Source organism: Streptococcus sp. 'group B', from assembly GCF_002073795.1.
In the GTDB taxonomy this organism is placed as follows: Bacteria; Bacillota; Bacilli; order Lactobacillales; family Streptococcaceae; genus Streptococcus; species Streptococcus agalactiae.
In genome coordinates, this window is record NZ_CP020432.1 from 1,948,157 (window position 1) to 1,962,407 (window position 14,251).

Annotated in this window: 12 protein-coding genes; 5 read left to right on the forward strand and 7 right to left on the reverse strand. The window is 35.8% G+C overall.

Translation table 11 applies throughout. The features are described 5' to 3' along the window. Positions 1-58: 58 nt before the first annotated feature. The gene (locus tag A6J68_RS10220) at positions 59-955 is read left to right on the forward strand and encodes a sulfite exporter TauE/SafE family protein (RefSeq protein WP_001006192.1); all 897 of its coding nucleotides are present in this window, start codon (positions 59-61) and stop codon (positions 953-955) included. A gap of 78 nt (positions 956-1,033) precedes the next feature. Here A6J68_RS10220 and gla read toward each other — a convergent pair whose 3' ends face one another. The 3 genes from gla to A6J68_RS10235 form a co-directional block, all read right to left on the reverse strand. Continuing rightward, positions 1,034-1,882, reverse strand: a complete 849-nt coding sequence (gene gla, locus A6J68_RS10225) for an aquaglyceroporin Gla (protein ID WP_000570238.1) — start codon at positions 1,880-1,882, stop codon at positions 1,034-1,036. Between the two features lie 167 nt (positions 1,883-2,049). Then, positions 2,050-2,502, reverse strand: a complete 453-nt coding sequence (locus A6J68_RS10230; RefSeq protein ID WP_000192463.1) for a universal stress protein — start codon at positions 2,500-2,502, stop codon at positions 2,050-2,052. A 17-nt stretch (positions 2,503-2,519) separates the two neighbouring features. Beyond that, positions 2,520-3,722 carry an MFS transporter gene (locus A6J68_RS10235; RefSeq protein WP_000389617.1) on the reverse strand — a complete coding sequence of 401 codons (1,203 nt, stop codon included), beginning with the start codon at positions 3,720-3,722 and terminating at the stop codon, positions 2,520-2,522. A gap of 155 nt (positions 3,723-3,877) precedes the next feature. Between A6J68_RS10235 and A6J68_RS10240 the strand changes: the two genes are divergently transcribed. The 4 genes from A6J68_RS10240 to A6J68_RS10255 are packed head-to-tail and all read left to right on the forward strand — an operon-like array spanning position 3,878 to position 8,235. Next, a complete protein-coding gene (locus A6J68_RS10240) occupies positions 3,878-4,537 on the forward strand; it encodes a Crp/Fnr family transcriptional regulator (protein ID WP_001016380.1) in 660 nt (219 codons plus the stop codon). 23 nt (positions 4,538-4,560) lie between these two features. Then, on the forward strand, positions 4,561-6,846 hold the full coding sequence (locus A6J68_RS10245; protein WP_001270173.1) for a Xaa-Pro dipeptidyl-peptidase: 2,286 nt from the start codon (positions 4,561-4,563) through the stop codon (positions 6,844-6,846). 3 nt (positions 6,847-6,849) lie between these two features. Beyond that, positions 6,850-7,209: a hypothetical protein gene (locus A6J68_RS10250; protein ID WP_000771946.1), complete on the forward strand. Its 360-nt coding sequence runs from the start codon at positions 6,850-6,852 to the stop codon at positions 7,207-7,209. 45 nt (positions 7,210-7,254) lie between these two features. After that, the gene (locus A6J68_RS10255; protein ID WP_000100665.1) at positions 7,255-8,235 is read left to right on the forward strand and encodes a polyprenyl synthetase family protein; all 981 of its coding nucleotides are present in this window, start codon (positions 7,255-7,257) and stop codon (positions 8,233-8,235) included. An 84-nt stretch (positions 8,236-8,319) separates the two neighbouring features. Here A6J68_RS10255 and cydC read toward each other — a convergent pair whose 3' ends face one another. The 4 genes from cydC to A6J68_RS10275 are packed head-to-tail and all read right to left on the reverse strand — an operon-like array spanning position 8,320 to position 14,226. Then, a complete protein-coding gene (gene cydC / locus A6J68_RS10260) occupies positions 8,320-10,068 on the reverse strand; it encodes a thiol reductant ABC exporter subunit CydC (protein WP_000472826.1) in 1,749 nt (582 codons plus the stop codon). Then, positions 10,061-11,779 (reverse strand): thiol reductant ABC exporter subunit CydD, encoded by a 1,719-nt coding sequence (gene cydD, locus A6J68_RS10265; protein WP_000884542.1) that lies wholly within the window; start codon positions 11,777-11,779, stop codon positions 10,061-10,063. Before cydD ends, cydC begins: the two co-directional genes overlap by 8 nt. Further along, positions 11,779-12,798 (reverse strand): cytochrome d ubiquinol oxidase subunit II, encoded by a 1,020-nt coding sequence (gene cydB / locus A6J68_RS10270; protein ID WP_001275291.1) that lies wholly within the window; start codon positions 12,796-12,798, stop codon positions 11,779-11,781. The genes cydD and cydB overlap by 1 nt, the downstream gene beginning before the upstream one ends. Beyond that, the gene (locus A6J68_RS10275; RefSeq protein WP_000151500.1) at positions 12,799-14,226 is read right to left on the reverse strand and encodes a cytochrome ubiquinol oxidase subunit I; all 1,428 of its coding nucleotides are present in this window, start codon (positions 14,224-14,226) and stop codon (positions 12,799-12,801) included. Positions 14,227-14,251: the final 25 nt, after the last annotated feature.

Consider the following 14,251-nt stretch of genomic DNA (forward strand, 5'->3'; position numbering starts at 1 on the left):
CTCTCAATACCATAAAGTCAAATTGACAGTTTCACTATTTTTTTGTAGACTGGATATTATGAATGAAACACTACTATTACATGGGATTCAGCTTATTCTGATTATCGCCATGATTATCACTTTTTATCAGATTGTTAGACATATTAGGTCTCAAAAAATAAATCCTTTCAAACGATTTTTCACTGGTTTGTGGATCGGTTTTGTAACTGATGCTCTCGATACTCTTGGTATCGGCTCTTTTGCAACAACGACCACATTTTTTAAACTAACTAAGCTTGTTGAAGACGATCGTAAGATACCCGCAACAATGACAGCTGCACACGTACTTCCAGTTTTGTTGCAGTCACTCTGTTTTATTTTTGTTGTAAAAGTAGAGGCTTTAACACTAATAACAATGGCTGGTGCAGCTTTTATTGGGGCTTTTGTTGGAGCTAAAATGACTAAAAATTGGCACGCTCCTACTGTTCAACGTATTCTAGGAACACTGCTCATCACAGCTGCTATTATTATGCTCTATCGTATGATCACTAACCCTGGCGCTGGTATTTCAGATTCAGTGCATGGTCTACACGGCATTTGGTTATTTGTTGGTATCGTCTTCAATTTTATTATTGGTGTATTAATGACTATGGGACTAGGTAATTATGCTCCCGAACTTATCTTCTTCTCCCTAATGGGACTGAGTCCTGCAGTTGCTATGCCTGTCATGATGCTAGATGCAGCTATGATAATGACAGCTTCTAGTACACAATTTATCAAGAGTGGTCGTGTTAATTGGAACGGCTTTGCCGGTCTGGTTACTGGGGGAATATTAGGCGTTATTGTCGCTGTTCTCTTCTTAACTAACCTTGATCTTAACAGCTTGAAAACACTGGTTGTAGGTATTGTTTTATTTACTGGAGCAATGTTAATACGTTCTTCCTTTAAAAAAACTATGCCCAAAAGTCATCATTAAACGAAATCAGCTAGCAAGACTGGCTGATTTTTATATTTAAAACAAAAAAAGACCGGTAAACCGATCTTTCTTTAACTATTAAAGATATAATAGTTTGAACAAGGCTACAGCGAGTATACTTGCTACGATTGGTGCTAAAACTGGCACCCATGCATACCACCATTTTGAATCTTCTTTAGCTTGTCCAAGAATTTGTTTTGGTAATAAGCGGTGAACAATACGTGGACCAAGGTCACGCGCAGGGTTCAATGCAGGTCCAGTCGATCCACCTAAAGAAGCAACTAGAGTCATTACCAAGAAACCAATACCTAAGTGAGCTACAGCAAGTGAACCAGTTACGTATGGTGAAATCCTTGTCGCTGCTGTCGTTTGGTCATAACCAGCTTGAACAAGTTTACCAACAAGTTCTACACCAAAATAGTTCTTCGTTAAAGCCAAAGCTCCAAAGAAAAGAACAAAAGAACCAACGAATTCATTTAAGAAACCATTAATGTAAGCCGCTTTACGACTTGATTTCTGTCCATCATCTAATGCAGAAATAGTTGAAAATGATCCAAGAACATGATTTGGATTTTCTGTCTTAACAAAGTAAGGTTGATAAACCATAACGACAACTAACTGTCCAAATATTGCTCCTAAAATTTGTGCAAGAATGTATTGTCCAACGTGTGCCCAAGGGAAAAGACCTGAAAATGCCAATCCAAGTGTGAAAGCTGGGTTAATATGGTTTCCAGAGACATTACCAAACATAAGCGCTGGCATCATAACACCTAAACCATAACCAATTGCAATAATAATCCAACCTGAATTATTTCCTTTTGTGCCTTTTAAGTCAACGTTAGCTACAGCCCCATTTCCTAAGATGATAAGAAAAGCGGTTGCGATAAATTCTGTGATATACTTCACAGTCCAAGTGATTTCGATCAATCCTTGTTTCCTCCCCAAAAAATATTTACAACATTAACCATTCTACCAAGTAAGCTTAATATTGTAAAGCTTATCACAAAATAAAATTAATAAAATTTTTAACCAAATATATTTGATAAAAAATAGAGTACTAGGTTCGGACTACCTAGTACTCTATTTTATTTAGTTTATAAGGTTTTCTTACTATCACGAACGACTAGCATATCAACTTTCGAATGACGTAAAATGTATTCTGAAGTTGAGCCGATCAATAGGCTTTCAAAAGTGTTTAATCCTGTTGCGCCTACCATAATTAAATCTGCTTTTTCCCTTATGGGGATATCCTTTGCCAAAAGAGTCTTAGGATTTCCGATTTCAGTAATTTTTTTAATCTTTGTAAGGCCTTTTGAATGTGCTAATTTCTCAAAATAGGCTAGCACATCTGCTGACTCTTGTTCTTGCCTATCAAAAACATAGTCACTAAAGACTCCCTCACTTTGGTAAGCGTGAGCATCTATAACATGCGTTAGCAGTAATTCAGCATCATTACGAAGAGCAACATTTATCCCTTTTTCTACCGCCAATTCTGACTCGTAAGACCCATCAATAGCAATAAGAATACGCTCATATTTTTGTGTCATAGCTTAATTCCTCCCTTTTATATAGTTTTAGTTTCAACTTGTCTAGATGATTTTAAGAAATATAGAATACCACAAACAACAGGAATAATCGCTGCTATCCAGAATAATTCTCTAAAGGATTGCACACCAGCTCCAAGAAAACCATCTTTAACAAGTCCCAAAATGTAAGGTCCAGCACCTAACCCTAAATCAAGACCTATCATGTAAGTTGACATGGCTGTATTGAAACGATGTTCCTCAACACCTTTGATTGATGCTGCTTGGCCACAAGACATAAAGGTGCCATAACCAAAACCAATCAAAGCACCTGATAGAAGGTAGGTAACACTTCCCATAGCACTCCCTAATAAAGCAAGTCCCAAAGTTAAGAACAGATAACTTGGATAAAGCACCCACTTATCTCCCTTAGCGTCCATTAATCTTCCCATAGATGGTCTGGTTAAAGTGATGACAAGTGCATAAACAATAAAGAAATAAGCTCCTACTGTCATCAAATTAATTTCTGTTGTATATAATTTTTGGAAACCTAACACGGAAGCATAGGAGATACCCATCAAAAATGCAATAATTGTGATAAAAATTGCTTTTTTCTCAATGAAACTATCAATAGTCCATGATTTTGATTTAGCTAACTGTTCTGGATTTAAAGTAATATTTTTGACTGGGAAAACAAATGCTCCCAACACTACAATCGCAATTAAAATACTACATAATACAATAACCATTTTAAAGTTAATATGAAGGTTGTCTAGCATAAATGTTCCTACAAAAGGACCAATAGCTGCGGCTAAACTTGTTGATAGACCGTAAAAGTTAATCCCCTCACCTCTTTTATCAGCTGGTATATAGGCTGTTACAATAGTATTAGTTGCTGTTGACACGACGCCATAACCAAAACCATTTAGGAAACGAACTAAATACATTACTCCGATACTTGGCATATAAAAATAAGCTAAAGTTGTTAGTAAGTAAAAAATAGCCCCTCCACGTAAAACTAACTTACGTCCTAGAACTTCTAATTGCTTACCAAATATAAGACGAGCAATCAAAGTCCCTACAATATAAATCCCCGTTGCTAATCCTGCTTGGCTAGTGCTAACACCTAACTCTTTAGTCGCAATAAAAGCTATGATAACGGTAAACAAATAATAGACCATATAAACAATAAAGTTTAAAATAGTAATGCCTATAAAATGTTTGTTGAATAATTTGTCTTCCAATGCAAATGGCTCCTTTTTTCAATTTCATTTTCATAAACATTTTACAAAAATATTAGAAGATACGATATTTCAATGGTATAATATAAGTGCTAGTATCAGACTGCATTAACAAATGTTAAGGTGGTCTATCAAACCTAAAACATTTGGAGGAAGTCATGAATCATCAAATTTTACAAAATTACATTAATAGTCATAATCTTCCAATTATCGAAAAAGACTACCATAAATACCTTACATTTGAAAGTTTAGAAGAAGACTATACTTATATCCTAAAAGATGGTATTGTTAAACAAAGTGTTCTCTCTAAATATGGTACTGAGTTCAATCTGCGTTATGTGACAGGCTTAGAAATCACTTCTATCCTAAATACAGACTACTCCCAACACATGGGAGAACCTTACAACGTTCGAATCGAATCCGAAACTGCCCACTTTTACAAAGTACGTCGCTCTACCTTCCTAAAAGATATCAATAATGATATTGAACTGCAAGGATATGTGAAAGATTTCTATCATAACCGCCTTGAAAAATCTATGAAAAAAATGCAATGTATGCTCACTAATGGTCGAATTGGTGCTATCTCCACACAATTATATGACCTCAGTAAGATGTTTGGTGAAGAACGAGATAACGGTGATATCTATATTAATTTTGTTATCACGAACGAAGAACTTGGTAAATTTTGCGGAATATCCACAGGAAGTAGCGTGAGCCGCATTTTGAAACAACTAAAAGACGATCATATTATTCGTATTGAAAAACAACATATCATTATTACAAATGTTGAGAAATTAAAAGATCATATTGTATTTTAATATAACAATAGAAAGGATATATTATGCGTTATAATCAATTCAGCTACATTCCAACTAAACCTAACGAAGCTTTTGAAGAGCTCAAAGGACTAGGTTTTCCATTAAACAAAAAGAATTCTGATAAAGCTAATTTGGAAGCTTTTCTCAGACATTCTTTTTTAAATCAAACTGATACTGATTACGCTCTTAGTCTCCTTATCGTTGATGCAAAAACCGATGCTCTAACCTTTTTTAAATCAAATAGTGACTTAACACTAGAAAATTTACAATGGATTTATTTACAGTTATTAGGCTTTATCCCTTTTGTAGACTTTAAAGACCCTAAAGCATTCTTACAAGATATTAACTTCCCAGTCTCATATGACAATATTTTTCAAAGTCTACATCACTTACTCGCCTGTCGTGGAAAATCTGGCAATACATTAATCGACCAATTAGTTGCTGATGGTTTACTTCATGCAGATAATCACTACCATTTTTTCAATGGGAAGTCTCTGGCCACTTTCAATACTAACCAATTGATTCGCGAAGTTGTCTATGTTGAAACATCCTTAGATACTATGTCTAGTGGTGAACATGATTTAGTAAAAGTTAACATTATCAGACCCACTACCGAGCATACTATCCCTACGATGATGACAGCTAGCCCCTATCATCAAGGTATCAATGATCCTGCCGCAGACCAAAAAACATACCAAATGGAGGGTGCGCTAGCAGTTAAACAACCTAAACACATACAAGTTGACACAAAACCATTTAAAGAAGAAGTAAAACATCCTTCAAAATTACCCATCAGCCCTGCAACTGAAAGCTTCACACACATTGACAGTTATAGTCTCAATGACTATTTTCTTTCTCGGGGTTTTGCTAATATATACGTTTCAGGTGTGGGTACTGCTGGCTCTACGGGTTTCATGACCAGTGGGGATTACCAACAAATACAAAGCTTTAAAGCAGTCATTGATTGGTTAAATGGTAAGGTTACTGCATTCACAAGTCATAAACGAGATAAACAAGTCAAGGCTAATTGGTCAAATGGCCTTGTAGCAACCACAGGTAAATCTTATCTTGGTACCATGTCAACTGGTTTAGCAACAACTGGCGTTGAGGGGCTGAAAGTCATTATCGCTGAAGCCGCAATCTCCACATGGTATGATTATTATCGAGAAAATGGGCTTGTGTGTAGTCCAGGCGGCTACCCCGGTGAAGATTTAGACGTTTTAACAGAATTAACATACTCACGAAACCTCTTAGCTGGTGATTACATCAAAAACAACGATTGCTATCAAGCATTGTTAAATGAACAATCAAAAGCAATTGACCGTCAAAGTGGGGATTACAACCAATACTGGCATGACCGTAATTACCTAACTCACGTCAATAATGTCAAAAGTCGAGTAGTTTACACTCATGGACTACAGGATTGGAATGTTAAGCCAAGACATGTCTATAAAGTTTTCAATGCATTGCCTCAAACCATCAAAAAACACCTTTTTTTACATCAAGGTCAACATGTGTATATGCATAATTGGCAGTCGATTGATTTTCGTGAAAGCATGAATGCCTTACTAAGCCAAGAACTACTTGGCATTGACAATCATTTCCAATTAGAAGAGGTCATTTGGCAAGATAATACTACTGAGCAAACTTGGCAAGTTTTAGATGCTTTCGGAGGAAACCATCAAGAGCAAATTGGTTTAGGTGATAGTAAAAAACTTATTGATAACCATTATGACAAAGAAGCCTTTGATACTTATTGTAAAGACTTCAATGTGTTCAAAAATGATCTTTTCAAGGGAAATAATAAAACCAATCAAATCACTATTAATCTTCCTCTAAAGAAAAATTATCTCCTGAATGGACAGTGCAAACTCCATCTACGTGTTAAAACTAGTGACAAAAAGGCCATTTTATCAGCCCAAATCTTAGACTATGGTCCTAAAAAACGATTCAAAGATACACCAACCATCACATTCTTAAACAGCCTTGATAATGGTAAAAATTTTGCCAGAGAAGCTTTACGTGAACTCCCGTTTACTAAAGATCATTATCGTGTCATCAGTAAAGGTGTCTTGAACCTTCAAAATCGTACAGACTTACTTACAATTGAGGCTATCGAGCCAGAACAATGGTTTGATATCGAGTTTAGCCTCCAACCAAGTATATATCAATTGAGTAAAGGTGATAATCTAAGGATTATCCTTTATACAACTGATTTTGAACATACCATTCGAGATAATGCTAGTTACTCTATAACAGTAGATTTAAGTCAATCTTATTTAACTATCCCAACTAATCAAGGAAATTAACTTATGAAACTTCTCACTAAAGAACGGTTTGATGATTCTCAACACTTTTGGTACCAGATCAATTTATTACAAGAGAGTAACTTCGGAGCAGTTTTTGACCATGATAATAAAAACATTCCACAGGTTGTTGCAACTATTGTTGATGATTTACAAGGTTCCGGAAGTTCGAATTATTTCTGGTATTTTGGCAATACTACTGATACTTCCATCCTTATGATTGCTCATTTAAATCGAAAATTCTATATTCAGGTTAATTTAAAGAACTTTGACTTTGCACTCAATTTAATAGCTATAAATAATTGGAAGAGTCTCCTCCAAACTCAACTCGAAGCTCTAAACGATACCCTAGCAATATTTCAATAAATAAGGTAGAATGGAGTGACAAAGCAACGCGAGGGAGACTGATTAATGTCATCTTATTGGAATAACTATCCTGAACTTAAAAAAAATATTGATGAAACCAATCAACTAATTCAAGAAAGAATACAGGTCAGAAATAAAGATATTGAAGCGGCGCTAAGCCAACTCACAGCTGCGGGAGGAAAACAGCTCAGACCAGCATTCTTTTACCTTTTTTCTCAACTTGGTAATAAGGAGAATCAAGATACTCAGCAACTAAAGAAAATCGCTGCTTCTTTAGAAATCCTTCACGTTGCTACATTAATCCATGATGATGTCATTGATGACTCACCACTAAGACGTGGAAATATGACCATTCAAAGCAAGTTTGGCAAAGACATCGCAGTTTACACTGGGGATTTACTTTTCACAGTCTTTTTCGATCTTATTTTAGAATCTATGGCTGATACACCATTTATGAGGATTAATGCAAAATCTATGCGTAAAATTCTCATGGGAGAATTGGACCAGATGCACCTTCGTTACAATCAACAACAAGGTATCCATCACTATTTACGTGCGATTTCAGGTAAGACAGCCGAACTCTTTAAATTAGCTAGCAAAGAAGGAGCTTACTTTGGTGGTGCAGAGAAGGAGGTTGTTCGTCTAGCAGGCCATATCGGATTTAACATTGGTATGACATTCCAAATTTTGGATGATATCCTGGATTATACTGCAGATAAAAAAACATTTAACAAGCCTGTCTTAGAGGATTTAGCACAAGGCATTTACAGCCTTCCTCTACTTCTTGCCATTGAAGAAAATCCTGATATTTTCAAACCTATTTTAGATAAAAAAACAGATATGGCTACTGAAGACATGGAAAAAATTGCTTATCTCGTCGTTTCCCATAGAGGTGTTGACAAAGCTCGCCATCTAGCTCGTAAATTTACTGAAAAAGCTATTAGTGACATAAATAAGCTACCCCAGAGCTCTGCAAAAAAACAGTTGCTACAATTAACTAATTACCTTTTAAAACGCAAAATTTAAATAATAAAAAAACATTCCACAATGCTAGAAAAGCAGTTAGGGAATGTTTTTTTATTATCATTTATTTATCGCACCTATCAATCATCATAGATCACCATCATCAGCGGCTTTCAGCTGACGGTAACGTTGGCTACTTTGAGACAATTCTTGAGGAGAACCTTCCAACTCTAATTGCCCATTTTCTATAAATAAGATACGATCAGCATGTTCAATACCTTTTAAGTGATGTGTAATCCAAACTAAGGTCTTACCTTCCAATTCTTTCATAAATACCCTTAGTAAGGCTTGTTCAGTAATAGGATCAAGTCCAACAGTTGGCTCATCTAAGATAACAATTGGGACATCTTTTAGTAAGATTCTAGCCAAAGCAATTCTATGCCTTTCGCCACCTGAAAACCTAAGTCCAGCTTCATCAACCATTGTATAGAGACCATCTGATAAATCAGTGACCATCTCTTTCAATCCAACTCGTTCAAGAACTTTCCATACATCTTCTTCACTAGCATCTTGGTTTCCAATGCGAATGTTATTTAGCAGGGTTGTATTAAAAAGGTAGGGCGCTTGTTGTATCACTCCAATATAGTTAGAAATGCAATCACCAACTATTGAAACATCAGCACCGCCTAGGGTAATCTCCCCTTGACTTGCTTTCAAGTCGCCACGAAGTAGACTGGCTAAGGTACTCTTGCCAGAACCACTACGCCCTAAAATAGCAATTTTTTCTCCTTCTTTAATATCCAAATCTAAATGATGCAAAACCCATTTCTCTTGTGGCTTATACTGGAAACTTAAATTCTTGACGGAAAAATCGTATGGCTTATTAGGCAACTGATTTTGAGTTGTTTCAAAATACGTTTCTGATAATTCATTAAGACGATGAATTGAATCAGAATATTTATTTGTTTCTTGAGCAGCAGCAGACAAACCAGCAAATGCCTCTGACAAGGGAAATACTGTTAGAACAAATGCTGCAATCCAGTTAGCTTCGCCACCTCTGTGACCAATAAACTGATTACTAGCCCAAATAATAACCAAAATAGCTAGAAAGCCAAAAACTAATTCCACAATAAGAGCTCTACGATTATCAAAGGAACGAATTTTTTTCTGAACAGCCATGAGTTCACTTTCCGAACGCTCATGCAAGGCGACGTACTCTTGACCACGTTGACTAAAAATCCAGTCTGAAATACCTAAGACATTATCCGTCAAATCAGTATAAAGATGATTTTTTAATTCTTTTTCACGAGTCTGACGAGCACCATTAGCTAAAATCGACCAAAGTGGAAAAAGAAAAATCATAATAGCTAAATAAAGCAACATCATTAAAGCAAACCATAGAGAAAAGAAGCCTGTTGCAATAATAATAAAGCTATATAATATCCACGCTATAATCGTTGGAAATATTGTCCTAAGATACAAATTTTGCAAATAATTAATATCCTCCGCTAAAAGCCCCATAACATCTCCTAAACGAAAATCACGCTTCATAAAGATAGCATTGCTTTCTAAGGAATGGTAAAGCTTCAAGCGCAGCTGTGAAGTCATTCGTAATACCCAATTGTGACTCGTTAGGCGTTCTATATAACGAAAAACAGGACGTCCAATGCCAAAAGCACGTGTTAGTACAATTGGAACATATACTAGAAGAATATTACTCGGTAGTGAAGCTGACTTACTAATCAGATAGCCCGAATTAAACATAAGAGCACTGGCAGAAAAGAAAGTCATAAAACCAAGGAAAAGAGCAATTACTAAGGAAACTTTATATTGTTTGAAAAATGGTTTTATCCATTGATCTGTCTTTAATTCTTTAAACAAAGGGATTTTAAACATCATTTCCTCCCATAGCATGCTTCAGTTGATAGAGATATCCTTTTTTAGCTAATAATTCCTGATAAGAGCCTACTTCTGCAACTCTCCCCTTCTCCATAACGACTATAACATCCATTTGGTTCAACCAGTGAAGACGATGAGTTGCAAAGATAACTAAACGATCTGACATCAGTGGCAACATTTTCTCTTTTAATTCTAACTCTGTTTCAATATCTAAATGAGCAGTTGGTTCATCAAAAACCATAATACGACGATTTTGATCAAGAAAAGCACGAGCCAGAGCTATACGCTGGGCTTGTCCTCCACTAAGCGGACGCGCTCCATTACCAATACGCGTTTCTAAACCGTCAGGTAACTCGCTTAGCAAGCTATCTAAACCTACCATATGAATCGCTCTTACCACCTCTTCGTCACTAGCATTGGGAGTATAGAAGGTAATATTATCACGTAATGACATTTCAAAAACATAAGGAGTTTGAGGAATATAGATCATCTGTTTATGCCAATCTTCTTGATCAAGGTTAGTCACTTCTCTACCATCCACTTTTAAAGAACCATTATCAGGCCCTAAAAAACCACTCAGAAGGTTAATTAAGCTAGACTTACCTGAACCACTAACTCCTACTAAAGCAACCTTTTGATGTCCTCTAAATCGTAAGGTTACATCCTCAACAACACGTTTTTGGTCGTACGCAATAGCAATGTTTTCTAAATCCAAACGACTCTCTTTAGACCAATCATCTATGACTAATTGCTCACCTTTAATACCAGTTTTGTTTAGAACTTTTTGAATCGCTTGAAATGCATTTTTCCCGTCTAACGTTGCATGATAATCACTAGAAAAATCTCTTACGGGTAAAAAGTATTCAGGGGATAAAATCAAAATTGTTAAAGCCGGTAAAAGGTAAATCTGCTCATTTAATAATCGTAAACCTAGAAAAACAGCAACGATAGCAATGGATAAAGTTGTAAAAAAGTCTAAAGCAAACGTTGATAAAATACCAATTTTCAAAGTACTCATTGTTGCTTTACGAAAAGATTCACTAGTTTGATAAATGCTTTTACCATAACGTTTACTAAGACCAAAATATTTGAGAGTATCAATGCCTCGTAATGAATCTAAAAAATGATTAGAAAGTACTTGATAGGATTCATATTGTTTATCTGCTTTAGCTTGAGCCGCATAGCCTAAAATAATCATAAAGATGATAATTAAAGGAAAAACGATAAGTAAAATTGCACCTGATTCAATATCTAAATAGAAAATATAAGCTAGAATAATCCATGGGATAATAGACATGTTAATCATCTTATTCAAGACTAAACGTAAATAATTTTCAACTAAAGAAACGCCATCTAATGCCATTGTAACAACATTACCAGTTCCTTGTTCTTGAACGACTTTAGGACCTAGATCAAATAACTTATCTAATAATTGACGTCTCAAAAGACTAGATTGTGCTGTTGAAAAGTCATCAAGTTTTCTATTTTTGATGTAATCAATAACATGACGGCCTAAATATGAGACCATAAATAACAAAACATAAACCGTTTGAGAAGAAAGTTTTTGCCCTTCCCACAAACCAGTTATAGAAAGACTCAAATAATAAGCTTGTCCGATAATAAAGATTGCTTGAAGAACATCAAGTCCCGCAAGCAATCCTAACAACTTATGAATACCTGACAAGCGCATAACCGCTTTATCTAGCATTATTTTTCTCCTGTCACAATCACTGGCAAGGTAATACGTTTTCTAAAGATATAATATGCCCATGCTGTATAAGCTAGAACAAAGGGAACTAGAGTAATTGCGACAATCGACATTACTTTTAAAGTATATGGCGTTGAGGATGCATTTTGAATCAGCAAATCATATTTAGGGCTAATTGATGAAATCATAACTCGTGGGAATAGACCTTGGAACAACAGAACAACCACTGAAACAAGACTGAGACCACTCGCTAAAAATGCTGTCATCTCTGCTCCTTTAAAAGTTGAAGCATGCGCTAATACAGCTAATACAACAATAACCAAAACCATAATTGTCGTAACTATCGGATGATTGCTAAAGAAATCTGTCTTGAAATACAAGAGAACTGCAAACAAGGCTAAACCAAGATAGAGTACCCAATAAAGCAACTGAGCATAATTACGGGCACGCTCTCTAATTGGCCCTTCTGTCTTCAATGCAATGTAATTTAAACCATGAAGATAGGCTAGCAATACCATTGCAACTCCACCCACCAACGAGAATATATTAAAGTAATCACTGAATTGAGCTGATAAGTTACCACTGGCATCAAGTGGCATACCTTGAATCAAACTTATAAACATAATCCCAAAGAAGAATGGAACAATAGCGGAACCAATTGTTAAGGTCCAGTTCCAAAACTGCTTTTTCTCTGCAGGAACTTTATGTCTAAATTCGAAGGAAACACCACGAATAATTAATCCAAAGAGAATCGTAAGGAGAATCAAATAGTAACCACTAAATAGTGAAGCATACCAGTATGGAAAAGAAGCAAACATTGCTCCACCACCGGTAAGAAGCCAAACTTCATTACCATCCCAAACTGGGCCAATGGTTTCTACTACTTGATCTTTTTCATGCTCATTATGTGTTAAAGTTTGAACAGCCATCCCAACCCCAAAGTCGAATCCTTCAAGGAAGAAGAATCCTGAAAATAGGAGGCCGATTAGGAAAAACCAAAAGAATTGTAAAGCACTCATTTAGTATGCTCCTTTCTCAAAGGGATCAATTGAAGTATATGCACCATGATGTCCGTGTTCATCTTCATACTCTGGCCCTTTCTTCAATTCTCTTATTGTTAGGCTTATCATCATCACCGCTAAACCACCAAACAACAAGAAATACACAGTATTGGAAACAAATAATGATGCAACTGAAACGTTTGGAGAGACAGAGTCCTTAATCTTGAAAAGACCATAGACAGTCCAAGGGTATCGTCCTTGTTCTGTCACAATCCAACCAAATGTATTGGCTAAGAATGGTGCAAAGGTTGTTAAAGCAACAATCCAAAGCATCCATTTGTGTTTATAAAGAATTGGTTTTTTCTTACGAGTTAAAAAGAGTCCTAAAACAGAAACACCCATAATAGCTGTTCCCATCGCCGCCATTGTACGGAAACCATAGAAAAGTAGGTTAACCATTGGATAGTAGTTATCTTTACCATACTTAGCAACCAATTCTTTATTAGCTGTATCCATACCTTTCACAGAACCAGATGGTTTCCCGTAAGATAAAATACTCAACATATAAGGAATCTTAATCCCAAAAACTTGTTTGTGTTCTGCTTCATTTGCCCAAGCAACTACACTCCAAGCTGCAGGATCACCCGAATCTTCATAATCACCTTCCATAGCAGCAAATTTCATTGGTTGATCGTGAATCAAGGCTTTCATTTGTAAATCCCCAACTCCCATAACTGAAATTGAACCAAGAAGTGCTACTACTAAACCAATACGAACCGATTTCTTATAAAGTTCAACCGTTGTATCTTTCAGCTGTTCTGATTTTAAGAGGCGGAAGGCTGACATACCAGCAACCACTGTACCACCCATCGTAATGGCACCAAAAATAACATGGGTAAATTCATAGAAGAACTGTGGATTTTTTACAAGTGCAAGAAAATCAGTCATTTGCGCTCTACCGTTTACAACTTCATAACCAACAGGATGTTGCATGAAGCTATTAGCAGTAAGAATCCACATCGCTGACATTAATGAGCCAAAAACCACTAGCCAAATGAATGTCACATGTAATTTTTTACTAATTTTTTTGTTATCCCATGTAAACATCCATAAACCAAGGAAAGTAGATTCCATAAAGAAAGCTAATAAAGCTTCAATAGCCAATGGAGCTCCAAAAATATCACCTACGAAACGTGAATAGTCTGACCAGTTCATTCCAAATTGGAACTCTTGAATGATACCTGTCACAACACCAACCGCAAAACTAAGGAGCATGATATTACCCCAAAATTTTGTCAATTTTTTATACTCTTCATTTTTTGTGATAACATACATTGTCTCCATAATAGCAACCACTAGGCATGTACCAATTGTAAATGGTACAAAGAAAAAGTGGAAAACTGTAGTCATCGCAAATTGAAAACGAGCTAAAGTTTCAATTGTCATACAAAACCTCTTATTTTGTTTTAAT

Bases quoted from the DNA above. Each gene is read 5' to 3' on its own strand.
- A6J68_RS10255 (WP_000100665.1), top strand. From the start codon at position 7,255: ATGTCATCTTATTGGAATAACTATCCTGAACTTAAAAAAAATATTGAT.
- A6J68_RS10250 (WP_000771946.1), top strand. From the start codon at position 6,850: ATGAAACTTCTCACTAAAGAACGGTTTGATGATTCTCAACACTTTTGG.
- cydD (WP_000884542.1), bottom strand. From the start codon at position 11,779: ATGCTAGATAAAGCGGTTATGCGCTTGTCAGGTATTCATAAGTTGTTA.
- A6J68_RS10275 (WP_000151500.1), bottom strand. From the start codon at position 14,226: ATGACAATTGAAACTTTAGCTCGTTTTCAATTTGCGATGACTACAGTT.
- A6J68_RS10240 (WP_001016380.1), top strand. From the start codon at position 3,878: ATGAATCATCAAATTTTACAAAATTACATTAATAGTCATAATCTTCCA.
- cydB (WP_001275291.1), bottom strand. From the start codon at position 12,798: ATGAGTGCTTTACAATTCTTTTGGTTTTTCCTAATCGGCCTCCTATTT.
- A6J68_RS10220 (WP_001006192.1), top strand. From the start codon at position 59: ATGAATGAAACACTACTATTACATGGGATTCAGCTTATTCTGATTATC.
- cydC (WP_000472826.1), bottom strand. From the start codon at position 10,068: ATGTTTAAAATCCCTTTGTTTAAAGAATTAAAGACAGATCAATGGATA.
- A6J68_RS10230 (WP_000192463.1), bottom strand. From the start codon at position 2,502: ATGACACAAAAATATGAGCGTATTCTTATTGCTATTGATGGGTCTTAC.
- A6J68_RS10245 (WP_001270173.1), top strand. From the start codon at position 4,561: ATGCGTTATAATCAATTCAGCTACATTCCAACTAAACCTAACGAAGCT.